Below are 17,597 nucleotides of genomic sequence, written 5' to 3' on the forward strand. Positions count from 1 at the left end.
CCTGCGGCCCGCCGCCTCCCGCTAGGCGGTGACGCGCGCGCGGCTCGCGCGGTCCGACTCCTTGGCGGCGTCGACGACCGTGGCGACCCAGGCGCTCATCTCCTCCACGGTCGCATCGGTGCCACGCGGCGCGTAGCGATGGTCCTCGACCGCGGTCCGGAGCGACACCAGCGCGGTGCGCGCCTCGTCGCCGAGCTCGGGCCCCTCGCTCACGATCCACTGCTCCGCCTCTGCAGGTGTGAGGGTCTCGTCCCCTGCGCGGGTGCCGAGCCCTCGACGCAACGACGCCCATGCGCTCTCGGGATCCTGGACCGAGCCACGCCGGCTGCGCCGGAGAGCCCATGCGGCGCCCGCGGCGGACAGGAGCAGCACGGGGACCAGGGCGAGCAGCCACGGCGACCAGCCGCTCTCGCCGGCCGCCACGACGGGTGCGGGAGCGGGATCGCTGGTCGGCGCCTGCTGCGGCGGGAGCACCGTGGACCTCGGGTTGGGCTCGTCCACCAGCGGGTTCTGCGGAGCCGAGACCTCGGGCGTCGCGTAGACGGGCCGCGCGCCGGTCTGCACCGCGGGTGTCGGCTCGAAGCGGACCCACCCATGGCCGGGGAAGTAGAGCTCGGGCCATGCATGCGCGTCGCGACCGCGCACCACGTAGCGCTCGCCGTCCTGGACGCCGCCCAGGAAGCCGACTGCCATGCGGGCCGGGATGCCGAGCGTCCTGGCCATCACCACCATCGTGGTGGCGAACTGGACGCAGTACCCGCGGCGGTCCTCCAGGAACGTCGACACCGCGTCGTCACCGTTCGGGGCGACCTCCGTGTCGTAGACGAACCGGGGTCCACGGAGGTACTCCTGGAGCCTCAGCGCCATCTCGAACCGGTCCGCGGCGCCGTCGGTCTGCGCCTCGGCGAGGGTGCGGATCGCGTCGATGTCCATGCGCTCGTTGAGCTCGAGGTAGCGCGCGGGCACCGCATCGTCCCCACCGGCGTCGATGAGGGCGTCGGCGGCCCGAAGCTGCTCCTCCGTGGTGTAGCCGGTCGCGAGGCGGACCGTGTACGACAGCCCGCGGGTGCCCTCGGCGCGGTCCACGAGCACCTCGTCGGTCGACGCGTCGTAGCGCCACTCGACGCCCGCGGCCAGCGAGCGCGGCGCGGACGGCACCGGGACGCGGGTCTCGCTCAGGTTGCCGATCGAGATCTGCACGGTGCCCGGATCGCTGAGCGACGCTGCGGCGAGGTCCTCGGGCCACAAGACCCCGTTGGCCGCGACGGTGTCGCCCTCGGGGTCGCGGTCCCAATGGGTGCCGTCGAACGTCCCGAAGGAGTAGGCGCGCAGCACGTCGAGCCGTCCGTCGGACGCGGTGTAGGCGAGCACCGGCTCGGAGGAGCGCGTGGTGAGAGAGTCGCGCAGGTCGATCTCCAGGTCGAGCCTCGAGGATCCGCCCAGCGAGGCAGGCAGCGCGATGCGCGGCATCTGGCCCCAACCGGGTCCGCCGATCGCGAGCGGAGCGGCTCCGAGCCCGACCACGAGCGTGAGCGTGATCGCGAGCGCCGCGATGCCGGCGGGCGCGGGCGCTGCACCCTCGCGCGCGCGTGCCCGCCACGCGCCGCGCTCGCTGCGCCTCGACAGCGCGACGACGGCGAGCCACGCGGCGATGGTGCCGGCGAGCGCGAGCGTGGGCACCTTGCGCTCGAGCGTGAGGGCAGGCAGCCACGGGATCAGCAGGAGGAACCCCGAGGTCGCGGCGAGCCCGGCGCCGACGGCGACGGCGTCCACGGTGAGCATGAGGGCGAGGGCGCCTGCGGCGATCGCGCCCGCGAGCTCCGGGGTCACGGTCGCGGGAGCCACGGTCGCCTCGGCGTAGGCCACCGCGTCGCGGGCGATCGCGGCGACCGCGGCAGGGGTGCCGGGGCCCGGCAGCCACCGGATCCCGCCGTCGTCGGCAGGCACGTACGTGATCATGACGAGCCAGGCGGCGGCGATCCCGCCCACGAGAGTGGGGATGAAGGGCCGTGCCGTGGCGAGCCGGGTGAGCACGATGACGGTGGCGGTCGCGATCATGATCGCGGCGAGGGGCACGAGCCAGGAGCCGAAGATCACGAGCCCGGAGAGGCCCGTGACGCCGAGCCCCGCGGCCACGGCGACCAGCGGGGTCGCGGCGAGCCGCCAGCGTGCCGCGCTCACAGCACCTCCTCCGTGAGGAGCCGGGTCCACGCCTCGGTGAGCGCCTCGGGCTCCTCGGACGCGATCGCGGTCCAGCCCGCGCCGCGCAGCGCCTCGACGGTGCGGTCGGCGCGGCCGCGTGCCGCGGTCGGGCACCGGACCAGCGCCCACGCGCGGCCGCCGTCGCCCAGGGGGGCGAGCGCACGCAGCGCGGCGGGGCCGAGCGGTTCGACGATCGCGACGATGACGTCGCTGCGGTCGGCGCCGAGCATGCGCGCGCCCGCAGCGAGGGCGAGATCCGCATCGGCCGCGCTGTCGCTCGGGGCGAGGTCCAGCGTCGCGTCGAGCAGCGTGGCGCGCGCGGACTCGGCCGCGCGACCGTGGGTGTCCTGGACGCTCGTCGCCTGGGCTCCCGCGATGAGGCGCACGGGGTGACCGGCCTCGACCACCGACAACGCCACGGACGCCGCCGCGGTGATCGACCACTCGAGCGCTCGTGGGGAGGGTGCGAGGCCCAGCAGGACGCTCGCCGACGTGCGACCCTGCTGCTCCTCGGAGCGGACCAGGAGGGTCCCGCGGCGTGCCGACGAGGCCCAATGGACCCGACGGAGGTCGTCCCCGTCGCGGTAGTCGCGCAGCGAGACGTCGTCCGCGGCGGGCGTGCGCGCGCCGATGTGCGCGCGGTCCGCCGCACCCATGAGCTCGCCCGCGCTCGCGGCCAGGTCGACGACCGCCGGCCAGACGGCCACCTCGTGGGGTCCGCCCACGGCGCGATCGGTCCACGCGAGCCCGAACGGGTCGGTCGCGCGTGCGAGCGCCGGGCCCAGCAGCCACCGGCCCCGCCGCACCGGGTCGAGGCGGTAGCGCAGCTCGATGCCGCCGCGCCGTCGGGAGATCGCGGCGCGCGTCGCACCGCCCCCGGTGAGCTCCGCGGCGGCCTGCTCGCGGAGCCGCAGGCGCTGAGCGATCCGGCCCTGGACGTCGACGCGCACGACCACCTCGCCCGGGGTCCCGGCGCTCAAGGTCGCCGGCGTGATCTCGCGCGACACGCGCGACACGCGCGTCCGCGTCGCGAGGATCTGGGCGGCGATGGTGGCCGCGCCGATCAGCACCGCGGCGAGGACGGTCACCGCGACCAGCACCAGGGGAGCGGACGCGAACCCGACGCCGACGATCATGAGGGCGCCTCCTGCGGCTGCGAGGCCGACGCCCCGGGACAGGATCGCCGTCTCCGCGCCGTCGGTACGGCGCGACGCGGGACGAAGCCTCCTCATCCTCGCGCGAGCGGCTCGGGGGCGCGGGCGGCCGGGACCGCGACACGTGCGAGGACGTCCTGGATCACGACCTCGGCGGTACGGCCCGCCGCCCGTGCCTGGGCGGACGGGATGACGCGGTGCGCGAGCACCGGGACCGCGAGCGACTTCACGTCGTCGGGCAGGACATGGTCGCGACCTGCCATCGCGGCGCGCGCCTTCGCGGCCGCCAGCAGCTGAAGGGACGAGCGCGGGGAGGCGCCGAGCCGCAGGTCCGCGGTCTCGCGCGTCGCGCGGACCACGTCGACCAGGTACTGCTTGACGGCAGGAGCGGCGTAGATGCCGCGCACGATGCCGATCGCTCGCGTGAGGTCGGCCGCCGAGGCGACGGCGCGGACATCGTTGAGCGGATCGTGCCCGTCGTGCGCGTCGAGCATGGCGACCTCGTCGCGGCTGGTCGGGTAGCCGACGGCGATGCGCGTCATGAAGCGGTCGCGCTGCGCCTCGGGGAGGGGGTATGTGCCCTCCATGTCGATGGGGTTCTGGGTCGCGACCACCAGGAACGGCGCGGGCAGGGCGCGCGTCTCGCCATCGACGGTGACCGAGCGCTCCTGCATCGACTCGAGCAGCGCGGCCTGGGTCTTGGGCGAGGCGCGGTTGATCTCGTCCGCGACGACGATGTTCGCGAAGACCGGGCCCGCCCGGAACTCGAAGCGGTGCTCGTCCCCGCGGAACACGCTGACGCCGGTCACGTCGGACGGGAGCAGGTCCGGCGTGAACTGGATGCGTCCCACCGTCGCGTCGAGCGCGCGTCCCAGGGCACGCGCGAGCGTGGTCTTGCCCACGCCCGGCACGTCCTCGAGCAGCAGGTGGCCCTCCGCCAGCACGGTCGCGAGCGTCGCGTCCACGGCTTCGTCCAGGCCGGACAGCACCGTGTCGAGCTGCTCACGCACCCGTTGCGCGAGGCGCGAGACCTCGGCCAGCTGGTCGGCGGTCGGGACGGTCGTCGTCATGGGTTCCCCTCTCCCTTGTGCTGAGCCTAGTTGAGCAGACGGGGTCGAGGTGTGAGCAAATCCCTCCACCGCTCTCCTCGCATTTTACCTGGGCTTTTTCAGCAACACGAAAGAAAATCAGCCAGTTGCTCGCCCTTTGTGGAGGGAAGTGGAGTAAAGTGGGGCGCACGGGAGAGACGGGGAGCCGCCGGAGGGGAGGGGCGCATGTCGGACACCGCGACTTTGGGCCTCGGACCCACGGGCGTGTTCCTCGGCACCTTCACGCCGCGCCTCGACGACAAGGGGCGGCTGATCCTTCCCGCGAAGTTCCGTGGCCGGCTCGCGTCGGGGCTGGTCGCAACCCGCGGTCTCGACCGCTGCGTGTTCCTCTTCCCTCTGGACGAGTTCGCGCTCATCCACGAACGGCTGCGCCGCGCGCCGCTCGAGAACAAGCAGGCACGTGACTACCTGCGCAGCTTCCTCGGGCACGCGAGCGACGACATCCCGGACAAGCAGGGCCGGATCCTGCTGTCCCAGCCGCTTCGCCGCTACGCGGGGATCGAGCGCGAGGTCGCCGTGGTGGGCATGGGCTCGCGGGTCGAGGTGTGGGACGCGGAGAAGTGGGAGCAGTACCTCGAGGCCGGCGAGGACGCGTATGCGGAGACGGCGGCCGAGATCTTCGACGACATGTAGGAGCACGTGCCCTGTGGCCTCCTCCCGGATCGCTCTGGCGGACTTCCCCCCGCCAGAGGAGCTCGGAGGGAGACCACAAGGCATGAGCCAGGTGGTGAGGAAGGGAGGGGCGATGAGCGAGCAGCACGAGGCCGCGTCGCGGCACACGCCGGTGATGCGCGACCGCTGCGTCGAGCTCCTCGCCCCGGCCCTCGACCACCCCGGCGCCGTCGCGATCGACGGCACGCTCGGCATGGGAGGCCACACCGAGGCGATCCTCGAGGCGTGCCCGCAGGCACGCGTGGTCGGCATCGACCGGGACCCGCAGGCGATCGCGCTCGCGTCGGCGAGGCTCGCGCGCTTCGGGGACCGCTTCCGCGCCCATCACGCCGAGTACGACGACATCGCCGGCGCGCTCGCGGTCGCGGGTGCCTCCCGCGCCGACGGTATCCTCCTGGACCTCGGCGTGAGCTCGCTTCAGATCGACGATGCGGAGCGCGGCTTCTCCTATGCGCAGGACGCGCCGCTCGACATGCGCATGAACCCCGAGGACCCGGTCTCCGCCTCGGACCTCCTGCGCGACGCCGACGAGCGCGAGCTCGCCCGGATCCTGCGCGAGTACGGCGAGGAGCGGTTCGCGTCCAAGATCGCCCGATCCATCGTGAGGCGCCGCGAGACCGCGCCGATCACCCGGTCCGCGGACCTTGTCGACCTGGTGCGCGCGTGCATCCCCGCGGCCACCCGGTCGCCTGGCGGAGGCAACCCTGCGAAGCGGACCTTCCAGGCGCTGCGGATCGCGGTCAACCGCGAGCTCGAGGTGCTCGAGCGCGCCATCCCCGCCGCGATCGAGGGCGTCGGCGTCGGAGGGCGTGTGGTGGTCGAGTCCTACCACTCGCTCGAGGACCGCATCGTCAAGCGCGCGTTCGCAGCGGGCGCCGAGTCCCAGGCCCCGCCCGGGCTGCCGGTGATCCCCGAGGCGGACCAGCCGTACCTGCGCCTGCTCACCCGTGGCGCGGAGAAGGCCTCGGCCGAGGAGGCGGAGTCCAACCCGAGGGCCAAGCCTGTCCGCCTGCGCGCCGTCGAGCGCACCCGTCCCACCCCGCCCGAGCGCCTCAGGAGGAACGCATGAGCGCCGCACCCTTGCGTCAGCTGCGCACCGCGCCCGCTCCTCGGCCGCAGGGCTCGCCCGGTCGTCATCTGCGCCCGGTCGCGGCGCCCGAGCGGTCGCGCTCGCTCGCGCCGTTCGCGTGGATCTGCGGCCTCACGGTGGTCGCCGCGCTCGCGGCGGTGCTGCTCATCAACACGACCATGGCCGAGGGCGCATACGAGCGCCGCGACCTCAAGCTCCAGATCCGCGACCTTCACGTCCAGGAGGCGGCGCTGCTCGAGACCCTCGACGCCAACGCCTCGCCCGAGGGGCTCGCGGACCGCGCCGAGCGCCTCGGCATGGCTCCCGCGAGCGCGCTGGGCTTCATGTCACTATCGGATGGCATCGTGCTCGAGACTGGGAAGAAGTAGACGCTATGCCCTCCTCCCGCGCTCCGCGTCTCGCGGATCCGCGGCTCCGCCAGCGCCTGGTGGCGCTCGCGCTGCTCGCGGTGCTCGTGGTGTTCGCCGGACGCCTGGTCATGGTGCAGGCGGTCAACGCCAAGTCGATCGCCGCGAGCGCGCTCGAGCAGCGGCTGGTCACCGTGCCGATCACCACGCCCCGCGCCGACATCGTCGACCGCGACGGCGTGGTGCTCGCCACGTCGGTCGAGCGCTACAACGTGGGCGTGAACCAGCAGAAGATCCTCGAGTTCAAGCGGGTAGAGGACGGTCAGGTGGTCGCCGAGGGACCGGCCGGAGCGGCCGAGATCCTCGCACCGATCCTCGACATGGACCCGGATGAGCTCGGCGCGAAGATGGTGGGCGACAGCACGTTCGTGTACCTGAAGAAGGACATCTCGACCGAGACCTGGGAGCTCATCTCCGCGGAGAACATCCTCGGGATCGAGCCCGAGAGGGTCGAGAAGCGGATCTACCCGAACGGCGCGCTCGCCGGCAACGTGGTGGGCTTCATGGGAGGCGCGGCGGAGGGCAACGACAGCGTGGGCCTCACGGGCGTCGAGGCGGCGTACGAGGACGAGCTCGAGGGCACGCCGGGTTCGCGCACGTACGAGAAGGACAACACCGGCGCGTTCATGATCCCCACCGGCGTCCAGGAGGAGACCGCGGCGGTCCCGGGCGAGGACGTGGTGCTCACCATCGACCGCGACATCCAGTGGTACGCGCAGCAGCGCGCCCAGGAGGCGATGACCACCACGGGCGCGAGCGAGGCGATGGTCGTGGTCCAGGACGTCACCACGGGCGAGATCCTCGCGCTGGTCGACTCCGACAGCGTCGACCCCAACGACGCCGCGGCCTCGGACGTTGAGGACCGCGGTGCGCGCTCCGTGTCGACCGTGTTCGAGCCCGGATCCACCGCGAAGGTCATCACCATGGCGGCCGCGCTCGAGGAGGGGGTCGCGACGCCGCTCTCGCGCTTCACCGCGCCGTACAAGTACACGACCGCCAACGACCAGACCTTCCGCGACTCGCACGACCTCGGGACGCAGAAGCTCACGCTGGCGGGCATCCTCGCGATCTCCTCCAACACCGGCACGGTCCAGGTGGGCGAGCTCCTCACCGCGAAGCAGCGCTGGGAGTACCTGGACAAGTTCGGCTTCGGGCAGACCACGGGCGTGGGCCTGCTCGCGGAGTCGCCCGGCATCCTCCACGACTACGAGGACTGGGACGGCCGCACCACGTGGGCGGTGACGTTCGGCCAGGGCGTCTCCGTCACGGCGCTGCAGGCCACGCAGGTCTACTCGATCATCGCGAATGGCGGCGTGAAGAAGCAGCCCACCGTGATCAAGGGGTTCCGCGACCCCGACGGCACCATCGTCCCCGCGGAGACCGCGGAGGACGAGCGGGTGATCTCCGAGTCCACGGCGGCCCAGCTCATGACGATGCTCGAGGATGTGACCGAGGCCGGCGGCACCGGTGTGCTCGCGAAGATCGACGGCTATCGCGTCGCAGGCAAGACGGGAACCGCGCAGGCGACGGGTCCGGACGGCAAGCTCAGCTCCTACGTCGCGTCGTTCATCGGCATCGCGCCGGCCGACGACCCGCGTATCGTCGTGTCCGTCATCCTGCGGGATCCGAAGACCGAGATCTGGGGCGGGACCACGGCGGCACCCGTGTTCAAGGACGTGGCGACCTTCGCGCTGCAGACCTTGCGCGTGCCGCCGTCGACGTCGAAGCCCACGCTGTACCCGACCACCTGGAAGTGAGAATGCCGGACCTTACGATGCGCCCGAGCCGCGTCGCCGGCGCCCTGCTGAGCGCCATCGAGGCGCGCGTGGGCGCCGACCTCCACGGCGCCGACGTGCGCGTGACGGGGGCGACCGTCGACTCGCGCGACGTCCATGCGGGCGACCTGTTCTGCGCGCTGCCGGGCGAGAACGTCCACGGCGCACGCTTCGCGGCCCAGGCCGTCGCCAACGGCGCCACCGCGATCCTCACCGACGCCGACGGCGCCGCGCAGTCGCTCGCGACCGGCGTGCCCGTGCTGGTGGTCACGCATCCGCGCCGCTCCGCCGCGCTCGCCGCCGCCGAGGTCTACGGCGACCCGTCGCGCGACGTCCCGCTGATCGGGCTCACGGGCACCAACGGCAAGACCACCACCGCCTTCCTCACCGAGGGCGCCCTGCGCATGGCCCATGCCCAGGTGGGCCTTCTCGGCACGGTCGAGATGCGCATCGGCGACGAGTCTGCACCGGCCGCACGCACCACCACCGAGGCCCCGATGCTCCAGGGCCTGCTCGCGCGCATGCGCGAGGTGGGCGTCACCGCCGCGGTCGCCGAGGCGTCCTCGCAGGCGATCGCGCTCGAGCGCGTGACCGCGACGCGGTTCGCGGTGGTGCTGTTCACCAACCTCTCGTACGAGCACCTCGACTTCCACCACACCATGGAGGAGTACTTCGAGGAGAAGGCGCGCATCTTCACCCCCGAGTTCGCGGAGCGCGCGGTGGTGCTGATCGACGACGAGTGGGGGAGGCGCCTGGTCGACGAGGTCACGGTGCCCGTCGAGACCGTCGCGACGCGTCCCGGCACGCCATGGGCCGACTGGAACGCGATCGACGCGGTCCCGACCGCGCGCGGCGGCATGCGGTTCGTGCTCGTCGCTCCCGACGGCAGCCGCCACGACGTCGACATCCCGCTGCCGGGGCTCATCAACGTGTCGAACGCGACCGGGGCGATCGTCGCCGCGCACGCGCTCGGCGTGCCGCTCGAGGCTGCGATCCGCGGCGTCGAGACCGCGCGTCCCGTGCCCGGCCGCACGGAGATCGTCACCACGCGCGACGCCGCCACGCCCATGACCGTGGTGGACTACGCCCACACGCCGGACGGCATCGCGAGCGTGCTCGAGGCCATGCGGCTGGTCACCCCGGGCCGGATCATCATCGTCTTCGGCTGCGACGGGCTGCGGGACGACTCGAAGCGTCCGGGCCTCGGCGCAGCGGCCGCGACGCACGCGGACATCGTCATCGTCACCGACGAGAACCCGCGCACGGAGCCGCCCGAGCACATCCGCGCGCGCATCCTGGAGGGCGTCGACGCGGAGCGTCCCGACCGTCGCGATGTGCTCGAGATCTTCCCGCGGGTCGCCGCGATCGAGGCCGCCGTGCGGCTCGCGCAACCCGAGGACACCATCATCGCCACCGGCAAGGGGCACGAGACCACGCAGGAGATCGACGGAGTGCACCATCCCTACACCGATGCAGGCGCCTTCCTCGATGCGCTCGTCGCGGCCGCCGAGGACCGCGCGTGAGGCCCGTCTCCGCGCAGTGGATCGCGAACGCGGTGAGCGGGACGCTCGCCGGCGACGTCGACACCATGGTGAGCGGCGTCGACAAGGACTCGCGGGCCATCCAGCCGGGCTGGCTCTACGTCGCGTTCGTCGGTGAGCGGGTCGACGGTCACGACTACGTGCCCCAGGCGATGGCCGCCGGCGCGGCGCTGTGCCTCGTGTCGGAGCCGGTCGACGCCCCGCATGTGCTGGTGGTCGACGTCCAGGCCGCGCTGGGGGCGCTCGCTCGCGCCTACCTCGCGCTCCTGCGCACCGAGAACGAGCTCACGGTGATCGGCATCACGGGCTCGAACGGCAAGACCACCACCAAGGACCTGCTCGCGCAGGTGCTGCCCGACGTGGTCGCGCCGGTGGGCAGCTTCAACAACGAGATCGGCATGCCGCTCACCGTGCTGCGCGCCGACGCGTCCACGCGCCACCTGGTGCTCGAGATGGGCGCGAGCGGCCTCGGCCACATCGACTACCTCACGTCCATCGCACCTCTCGACATCGCGGTGGTGCTGACCGTCGGCACGGCGCACATGGGGGAGTACGCCTCGCCCGACGACGTCGCGGTCGCCAAGAGCGAGATCGTCAAGGGTCTGGTCCCTGGCGGCGTCGCGATCCTCAACGCGGACGATGCGCGGGTCGCGGCGATGGCCGCGGTCGCCGCGGGCGACGTGGTCACCTTCGGGACGTCGGAGTCCACCCACCGGGCGATCGGGCTCACGAGCGATCGGGGCCGCGCCTCGTTCGAGATCGGTGCGCTGCCTCGCCGCACGCTCACGCTCGTGGGCGAGCATCACGTCACCAACGCCCTCGCCGCCTTCTCGGTCGCCTTGCAGTGCGGCCTCGATGCGGAGCAGGCGTGGGAGTCGATCGCGGCCGCGCGGCCGCTGTCCGCGCACCGCATGGCGCTCACCGAGCGCCCCGACGGCGTCACCGTGATCGACGACGCGTACAACGCCTCGATCGAGTCGGTCCGGGCCGCGCTGCGCGCGCTCAAGCTCGTCGCGGACGGCGGCCGCACGGTCGCGGTGCTCGGCGAGATCCGCGAGCTGGGCGAGTCGAGCATCGCGATCCACGAGCAGATCGGCACCGAGGTGGTGCGCCTGCGGATCGACCGCACGATCATCGTCGGAGCCGGGGCGCGGGCGGCCTACGTGGCCGCCGTGCGCGAGGGCTCATGGGGCGACGAGGCGGCGTACGTCGCTACACTCGACGAGGCACGAGCGCTCCTCGAGGAGACGCTGCGGCCAGGGGACACCGTCCTCGTCAAGGCCTCCCACGGCTCCGGCCTGTGGGAGCTCGCGGATCAGCTCGTGGGAGGAGACGCATGAAGGCGGTCGTGTTCGCGGCGGGGCTCGGAGTCCTGCTCTCGCTCATCGCGACCCCCGTGCTCATCCGCTACCTCACGCACCGTCAGTTCGGCCAGTTCATCCGCCAGGACGGCCCGGCAAGCCACCACGTCAAGCGCGGTACCCCGACCATGGGCGGCGTCGTCATCATCCTGGCGGCCGTGCTCGCGTGGCTCGGTGGCAACGTGCTCGTGGGACGCATGCCCAGCGCATCGTCCATGCTCGTGGTCTTCCTCATGGTCGGCCTCGGGCTCGTGGGCTTCCTCGACGACGCGATCAAGATCTCGCGCGAGCGCTCGCTCGGGCTCAAGGCGCGGTGGAAGTTCCTGGGCCAGGGCGTCGTGGGCATCACGTTCGGCATCCTCGCGCTGCAGTTCCCGAACGCGCAGGGGGTGACGCCCGCGGACACCGCCATCTCGTTCCTGCGCGACACCAACCTGGACCTCGCGCTGTGGGGCACCACGGCCGGGATCATCCTCTTCGTGCTGTGGTCGAACCTGCTCATCACGGCGTGGTCCAACGCGGTCAACCTCACGGACGGCCTCGATGGGCTCGCCTCGGGCACCGCGGTCATCTTCTTCGCCGCCTACGTGCTCATCGGCGTGTGGCAGATCAACCAGACGTGCGGCGTGTCCGACGCGGGCGGCACCTGCTACGAGGTCCGTGATCCGTGGGACCTCGCGATCCTCGCCGGCGCGATCGCCGGTGCGTGCCTGGGCTTCCTGTGGTGGAACACCAGCCCCGCGAAGATCTTCATGGGCGACACGGGTTCGCTCGCGCTCGGCGGCGCGATCGCGGGCATGACGATGGTGACGCGGACCGAGCTGCTCGGAGTGATCGTGGGAGGGCTGTTCGTGCTCGAGGTCGCGAGCGCGGTCCTGCAGATCGGCTACTTCAAGATCTCGGGCGGCAAGCGGCTCTTCAAGATGGCGCCCATGCATCATCACTTCGAGCTGATGGGCTGGCACGAGGTCACCATCGTGACGCGGTTCTGGATCATCGCCGCGATGTTCACGGGCCTGGGCATCGGCCTCTTCTACGCGGAGTGGGTGGCCTCGCTGTGACGGACCTGACGACCCTCGAGGGCCGTCGCGTCCTCGTGCTCGGGGTCGGCATCGCCGGCACCTCGGCGGCCGAGGTCACGCGCGAGCTGGGCGGCACCGCGGTCACGGTGGACGCGAACGGTCAGGCGGACCACCGCGACGTCGCTGAGCTCGACCTGTCGACGTTCGACGTCGTGATGGCGTCGCCGGGCTTCCCGCCCCACTCCGCGGCGGTGAAGGCCTGCGAGGCCGCGGGCCTGGAGATCTGGTCGGAGATGGAGTTCGCGTGGCGCGTGCGCCGTCCGGGCATCCCGTGGGTCATGGTGACCGGCACCAACGGCAAGACGACCACCACGCAGATGGTCGGCGCGATCGCGAAGGCGGGCGGTCTCGACGTCCGCGTGTGCGGCAACATGGGCATCCCCGTGATCCACGCCGCGCGCGAGGAGTCGGATCTGGTCGCGGTCGAGATCGCGAGCCTGCAGCTGCACTTCGCGCACACCATCTCGCCGCACGCCGCCGTGTGCCTCAACGCGGACGACGACCACACGGACTGGCACGGCAGCCTCGAGGCGTACCGGGCCGACAAGGCGAAGGTCTATCAGCACGTGCAGGTGGCCTGCGTGTACCCGGCGGCCGATGCGCGGGTCGAGGCCATGGTCGCGGACGCCGAGGTTGTCGACGGCGCCCGCGCGATCGGCGTGACGCTCGGCTCGCCCGGGCCGTCGCAGCTGGGCGTCGTCGAAGGGCTGCTGGTGGACCGGGCGTTCCACCCCGACCGCCATCGCGCCGCGGCGGAGATCGGCGAGATCGACGACCTCGCGCACCTGGTCGCCGGCGACGTGCCCCCGTACCTGGTCACCAACGCCCTCGCGGCGGCCGCGCTGTGCCGCGCGGTCGGCGTCGGCGCCGAGGCGGTGCGCGACGGCTTGCGGTCGTTCCGCCTCGACCAGCATCGGACCGCATGGGTGCGCGACGTCGACGGCGTGAGCTACGTCGACGACTCGAAGGCGACCAACGCGCATGCGGTGCAGGCCGCGTTCGGCGGGCGTGCCGCGAGCTCCGTCGTGTGGATCGCCGGCGGGCTTGCGAAGGGTCAGGAGTTCGAGGGGCTCGTCGCGCACGTGCGGGACCGGGTCCGGGCCGCGGTGCTCATCGGCGTGGACCAGGAGCCGCTGCGCAGCGCGCTCGCGACACACGCGCCCGATATACCCGTCCTGGCCGTCGAGCCGGGGGAGGATGTGATGCAGCGGGCGGTCGACGCGGCCCGCGGGCTGGCTGAGGCAGGGGACACCGTCCTCCTCTCACCAGCCTGCGCATCGATGGATCAGTTCCGCAGCTACGCGGACCGAGGAGAGGCGTTCACCAGGGCGGTGGAGGCGATGGACCGCTAGGAGGTGGCATGACGGCGACTGCCGCTCGACGCGAGAGCGACGTCACGGCGTGGCGGTCACCCCTCGGCTCCTACTACCTCCTGGTCGTCGCGACCTCGGTGCTGGTCCTCGTCGGGCTGGCGGTGGTGCTGTCGAGCTCCTCGATCGCGTCGATCCGCACCGGCACGGGCGCGTACACGGGATTCCTCACGCAGGCCATCGCGCTCGTGGTGGGCCTGGCGGCGCTCATCGTGGGCTCGCGGCTGCCGGTCGGCTTCCTGCGCAAGGCGGGCCCGCTGGTGCTGTATCTCGCGATCGGGCTGCTCTTCATGGTGCTCGCGACGGGTTCCTCGGTGGGCGGCAACAAGGCGTGGATCAACATCGCCGGCTTCAGCCTCCAGCCCTCCGAGATCGCGAAGCTGGGTCTCGCGCTGTACCTCGGCAACGTCCTCAGCCGCTTCCGCCACAAGCTCACGCACCCGCGGGACATCCTGGTGCCCGGCGGCATCATGGCGATCTTCGTCATCGGGCTGGTGCTCGCGGGCCGCGACATGGGTACCGCGATGATCATGACCGCGGTCGTCGCGATCGCCTTCTGGGTCGCCGGCGTCCCCACCAGGTTCTTCGTGATCGCGGGCACCGTCGGCGTGGGCCTGGGTGTGCTCCTGGTCTTCGCGGCCGACTCCCGTGTCGAGCGCATCAGCGACTGGTTCAACGGCGACTCGAGCTGGCAGCAGATCCACGGCACGCAGGCGCTCGCATCGGGCGGCCTGTGGGGGCTGGGCCCCGGCATGAGCCGTGAGAAGTGGGGCTGGCTGCCGGCCTCCGACAACGACTACATCTTCGCGATCATCGGCGAGGAGTTCGGCCTCATCGGCACGCTGGTGATCCTCGCCGCGTACGCCATGCTGCTGGTCGCCGTCACCCGCATCGTCTCGCGCAGCACCGACAAGTTCGTCCAGATCTCCGCCGCCGCGATCGGCGCGTGGCTGATCGTCCAGGCATGCGTCAACATCGCCGTCGTCCTCGAGCTCGCGCCGGTCACCGGCGTGCCGCTCCCGCTCGTGTCCTCCGGAGGGTCCTCGCTCATCATGTCGCTCGCTGCAGTCGGTGTCCTCATGGCGTTCGCGCGCAACGAACCGGGGGCGCCCGAGGCGCTCGCGACGCGCACCACCGTGGTGCGCCGCTCGCTCGCCGTGCTGTCGCGGGGGCGCCGCCGTGGCTAGCCTCCTGCTCGCCGGCGGCGGCACCGCAGGCCACGTCAACCCGCTTCTCGCGACCGCGGGTGCGCTGCTCGAGCGCGGGCACGACGTCACCGCGGTCGGCACGCCCGACGGGCTCGAGACGGAGCTGGTGCCGCGAGCAGGGCTCGACCTCATCGAGATCGAGAAGGTGCCGTTCCCTCGCCGGCCCGACGCCGCGGCGCTGAGGTTCCCCGCGCGGCTGCGCGCTGCCGTCAAGGCCTCGGAGGCGGCCATCGACCGCGTCGCGGCCGACGCCGTGGTCGGCTTCGGCGGCTACGTCTCCACGCCCGTGTACCTGGCCGCGCGACGCCGCGGCCTTCCCATCATCGTGCACGAGGCCAACGCCAAGCCCGGGATCGCGAACCGGCTGGGCGCACGCCTCACGTCGCACGTGGCCGTCACGTTCCCCGGCACGCCGCTCCCGCACGCGGTGGTGACGGGCCTGCCGCTGCGCGCGGACCTCGAGGCGCTGGCGGCACGGCTGTCCGATCCCGACGGACGCGCCGCGGCCGCAAGCGCCGCGAAGCTGGAGCGCGGGTGGCCCGCCGACGCTCCCGTCCTCCTCGCGTTCGGCGGCTCGCTCGGCGCCGCGAGCCTCAACGCGGCGCTCGCTCAGGCGGTCGACACGCTCGTCGCGCGTGGCATCCACGTCATCCACCTCACCGGCAAGGGCAAGACCGAGGAGGCCTATCGCGCGCAGGCCGCGCTCCCGGTGCCGCAGCGGAGCATGTACGCGGTATCGGAGTACGCGCACGACATGGCCGCGGCCTTCGCCGCCGCCGACGCGGTGGTGTGCCGCTCCGGTGCCGCCACCGTGTGCGAGATCGGTGCCCTGGGGCTGCCGGCGCTCTACGTGCCGCTGCCGCACGGCAACGGCGAGCAGGCCCTCAACGCCGCCGCCGCGGTCGAGGCCGGCGCAGCCCTGCTGGTCGCGGACGCGAGCCTCACCCCGGCCGCGCTGGTCATGAACGCCGAGCGCATGCTGCTCGACCCGGAGGCGGGCCCGCGCATGCGCGAGGCCACGCGGGGCATCGGCATCTCGGATGGCGCGGCCCGGCTGTGCGCCATGATCGAGGGGGCCCTGTGACCGAGCGGATCCACTTCATCGGGGTCGGCGGCTCGGGCATGTCCGCGGTCGCGCGGCTCATCGCCGCGCGCGGCTACGACGTCAGCGGCACCAACCTCACGGAGACCGCGTACTTCGACGCGCTTCGCGATGCGGGCATGGACGTGCGCCTGGGTCACGATGCCGCCGTGGTGGACGGCGCCGCCGCCGTGGTGGTGTCCACGGCGGTGCGCGACACCAACGTCGAGCTCATGCGGGCGCGCGAGCTGGGCATCCCCGTCTGGCATCGCTCCGAGGGCCTCGTGCGCGCGCTCGAGGGCCAGCGCCTGGTCGCCGTCGCGGGATCGCACGGCAAGACCACCACCTCGGCGATGGTCGCGCACGCGCTCCACCGCAGCGGTATCGACGCGGGCTTCGCCGTCGGGGCGCGGGTCTTCGGGATCGAGGGCGCCGTCGCGGGCGGGTACGCCGGCTCCGCCGGGATCTCGGTCCTCGAGGCCGACGAATCGGACGGCTCCTTCCTGCGCTACCACCCCGAGGTCGCGATCCTGCTCAACATCGAGCCCGACCACCTCGACTTCCACGGCACGGTCGAGAACCTCCACCGTGCGTTCGCGGACTTCGCCGCGCAGTCCCGGACCATCGTGGCCTGCGTGGACGATGCGGTGGTGAGGGGCCTCGCGGACCAGGCGCGGGAGCGCGGTGCGCGCGTGCTCACCTACGGCACGGCGGAGGGCGCGGATGCGCGGGTGACCGACGCGGGCATCGTGCGCGACGGCGCCACCTACCCGCTCGTGGTGAGCGCACCCGGCGCGCACAACCGCCTCAACGCGACCGCGGCGTGGCTCGCGGCCGTCGAGATGGGCGCGGAGCCGCACGCTGCCGCGGAGGCGTTCGCGACGTTCGGCGGGACGGGACGGCGGTACCAGCTGCGCGGCGAGGCCGCCGGCGTGCGGGTGATCGACGACTACGCGCACCACCCCACGGAGGTCGCCGCGCTGCTGCGTGCCGCGCGCGACGGCGGCGTGGGCCGCATGGTGGTGCTGTTCCAGCCCGCGCTCTTCAGCCGAACCCGGACGCACGCCGAGGGCTTCGGTCGCGCGCTGTCGGTCGCGGACGCGGACGTGATCCTCGCGCCGGTGCACGGCGACCGCGAGGACCCGATCCCCGGAGTCTCGTCGCGGTCGATCGCAGACCACGCCATCATGCCCGAGGGCTCGACCCTGACGCTCGCGCAGGACCTCGAGGACGCCGCGCGCCTCGCCGCGGACGCGGCACGGCCGGGGGACACGGTGCTCACCGTGGGCTCGGGCACGGTCACCCTCGCTGCCGACTGGATCCTCGCACGGCTCTCGGAGCGCGACGCCGATGGCTGAGGTCCGCCGCCCGCCCCGGCCGGCCGTGCGCCGCGATGCCCGATCCTCGTCGACGGCGCCGTCGCGTCCGCAGCCGCCCACCACGCAGTCGACGCCGCGCCCGCGGGCCGCCGCGGTGCGTGCCGAGGCGGAGTCCGAGGAGGTCGCGCAGCCCTGGCGCAGGGACGCGAGCCGCACGCGCGCGGCG

15 protein-coding genes are annotated in these 17,597 nt (G+C 72.8%); 12 read left to right on the forward strand and 3 right to left on the reverse strand.

The window, feature by feature from the left end:
- Positions 1-21 precede the first annotated feature (21 nt).
- The 3 genes from AOM00_RS11535 to AOM00_RS11545 all read right to left on the reverse strand — a co-directional run bounded on the left by AOM00_RS11535 (position 22) and on the right by AOM00_RS11545 (position 4,426).
- Positions 22-2,181: a transglutaminase TgpA family protein gene (locus tag AOM00_RS11535; RefSeq protein ID WP_062517922.1), complete on the reverse strand. Its 2,160-nt coding sequence runs from the start codon at positions 2,179-2,181 to the stop codon at positions 22-24.
- On the reverse strand, positions 2,178-3,338 hold the full coding sequence (locus tag AOM00_RS11540) for a DUF58 domain-containing protein (protein ID WP_062517923.1): 1,161 nt from the start codon (positions 3,336-3,338) through the stop codon (positions 2,178-2,180). The genes AOM00_RS11535 and AOM00_RS11540 overlap by 4 nt, the downstream gene beginning before the upstream one ends.
- 92 nt (positions 3,339-3,430) lie before the next feature.
- The gene (locus AOM00_RS11545; protein ID WP_062517924.1) at positions 3,431-4,426 is read right to left on the reverse strand and encodes an AAA family ATPase; all 996 of its coding nucleotides are present in this window, start codon (positions 4,424-4,426) and stop codon (positions 3,431-3,433) included.
- Positions 4,427-4,669: 243 nt separating this feature from the next.
- Between AOM00_RS11545 and mraZ the strand changes: the two genes are divergently transcribed.
- From mraZ to AOM00_RS15825, 12 genes are all read left to right on the forward strand, one after another.
- Positions 4,670-5,098, forward strand: a complete 429-nt coding sequence (mraZ, locus tag AOM00_RS11550) for a division/cell wall cluster transcriptional repressor MraZ (protein WP_062301556.1) — start codon at positions 4,670-4,672, stop codon at positions 5,096-5,098.
- Between the two features lie 112 nt (positions 5,099-5,210).
- On the forward strand, positions 5,211-6,206 hold the full coding sequence (rsmH, locus tag AOM00_RS11555; protein ID WP_062517925.1) for a 16S rRNA (cytosine(1402)-N(4))-methyltransferase RsmH: 996 nt from the start codon (positions 5,211-5,213) through the stop codon (positions 6,204-6,206).
- Complete coding sequence (ftsL, locus tag AOM00_RS11560; RefSeq protein WP_062517926.1) at positions 6,203-6,595, forward strand: cell division protein FtsL; 393 nt, start codon at positions 6,203-6,205, stop codon at positions 6,593-6,595. The genes rsmH and ftsL overlap by 4 nt, the downstream gene beginning before the upstream one ends.
- 5 nt (positions 6,596-6,600) lie before the next feature.
- Positions 6,601-8,391, forward strand: coding sequence for a peptidoglycan D,D-transpeptidase FtsI family protein (locus tag AOM00_RS11565; RefSeq protein WP_062517927.1), 1,791 nt, complete (start codon positions 6,601-6,603; stop codon positions 8,389-8,391).
- A gap of 2 nt (positions 8,392-8,393) precedes the next feature.
- On the forward strand, positions 8,394-9,932 hold the full coding sequence (locus AOM00_RS11570) for a UDP-N-acetylmuramoyl-L-alanyl-D-glutamate--2,6-diaminopimelate ligase (RefSeq protein ID WP_062517928.1): 1,539 nt from the start codon (positions 8,394-8,396) through the stop codon (positions 9,930-9,932).
- Positions 9,929-11,290, forward strand: a complete 1,362-nt coding sequence (locus tag AOM00_RS11575) for a UDP-N-acetylmuramoyl-tripeptide--D-alanyl-D-alanine ligase (protein ID WP_062517929.1) — start codon at positions 9,929-9,931, stop codon at positions 11,288-11,290. Before AOM00_RS11570 ends, AOM00_RS11575 begins: the two co-directional genes overlap by 4 nt.
- Positions 11,287-12,372, forward strand: a complete 1,086-nt coding sequence (gene mraY / locus AOM00_RS11580; protein ID WP_062517930.1) for a phospho-N-acetylmuramoyl-pentapeptide-transferase — start codon at positions 11,287-11,289, stop codon at positions 12,370-12,372. The genes AOM00_RS11575 and mraY overlap by 4 nt, the downstream gene beginning before the upstream one ends.
- Complete coding sequence (murD, locus tag AOM00_RS11585) at positions 12,369-13,745, forward strand: UDP-N-acetylmuramoyl-L-alanine--D-glutamate ligase (RefSeq protein WP_228373486.1); 1,377 nt, start codon at positions 12,369-12,371, stop codon at positions 13,743-13,745. Before mraY ends, murD begins: the two co-directional genes overlap by 4 nt.
- A gap of 8 nt (positions 13,746-13,753) precedes the next feature.
- Positions 13,754-14,950 (forward strand): FtsW/RodA/SpoVE family cell cycle protein, encoded by a 1,197-nt coding sequence (locus AOM00_RS11590; RefSeq protein ID WP_062517931.1) that lies wholly within the window; start codon positions 13,754-13,756, stop codon positions 14,948-14,950.
- A complete protein-coding gene (locus AOM00_RS11595) occupies positions 14,943-16,055 on the forward strand; it encodes a UDP-N-acetylglucosamine--N-acetylmuramyl-(pentapeptide) pyrophosphoryl-undecaprenol N-acetylglucosamine transferase (RefSeq protein WP_156159147.1) in 1,113 nt (370 codons plus the stop codon). Before AOM00_RS11590 ends, AOM00_RS11595 begins: the two co-directional genes overlap by 8 nt.
- Positions 16,052-17,410, forward strand: coding sequence for a UDP-N-acetylmuramate--L-alanine ligase (gene murC, locus AOM00_RS11600; protein WP_228373487.1), 1,359 nt, complete (start codon positions 16,052-16,054; stop codon positions 17,408-17,410). Before AOM00_RS11595 ends, murC begins: the two co-directional genes overlap by 4 nt.
- Positions 17,403-17,597, forward strand: a 195-nt coding sequence (locus AOM00_RS15825; protein WP_228373488.1) for a hypothetical protein, incomplete at its 3' end; no start/stop codon positions are given. The genes murC and AOM00_RS15825, both read left to right, overlap by 8 nt.

Origin of the sequence: Demequina gelatinilytica (genome assembly GCF_000971115.1) — a bacterium.
Classification (GTDB): domain Bacteria; phylum Actinomycetota; class Actinomycetes; order Actinomycetales; family Demequinaceae; genus Demequina; species Demequina gelatinilytica.

Bases quoted from the DNA above. Each gene is read 5' to 3' on its own strand.
- ftsL (WP_062517926.1), top strand. From the start codon at position 6,203: ATGAGCGCCGCACCCTTGCGTCAGCTGCGCACCGCGCCCGCTCCTCGG.
- mraY (WP_062517930.1), top strand. From the start codon at position 11,287: ATGAAGGCGGTCGTGTTCGCGGCGGGGCTCGGAGTCCTGCTCTCGCTC.
- AOM00_RS11565 (WP_062517927.1), top strand. From the start codon at position 6,601: ATGCCCTCCTCCCGCGCTCCGCGTCTCGCGGATCCGCGGCTCCGCCAG.
- AOM00_RS11540 (WP_062517923.1), bottom strand. From the start codon at position 3,338: ATGATCGTCGGCGTCGGGTTCGCGTCCGCTCCCCTGGTGCTGGTCGCG.
- AOM00_RS11590 (WP_062517931.1), top strand. From the start codon at position 13,754: ATGACGGCGACTGCCGCTCGACGCGAGAGCGACGTCACGGCGTGGCGG.
- AOM00_RS11570 (WP_062517928.1), top strand. From the start codon at position 8,394: ATGCCGGACCTTACGATGCGCCCGAGCCGCGTCGCCGGCGCCCTGCTG.
- AOM00_RS11545 (WP_062517924.1), bottom strand. From the start codon at position 4,426: ATGACGACGACCGTCCCGACCGCCGACCAGCTGGCCGAGGTCTCGCGC.
- rsmH (WP_062517925.1), top strand. From the start codon at position 5,211: ATGAGCGAGCAGCACGAGGCCGCGTCGCGGCACACGCCGGTGATGCGC.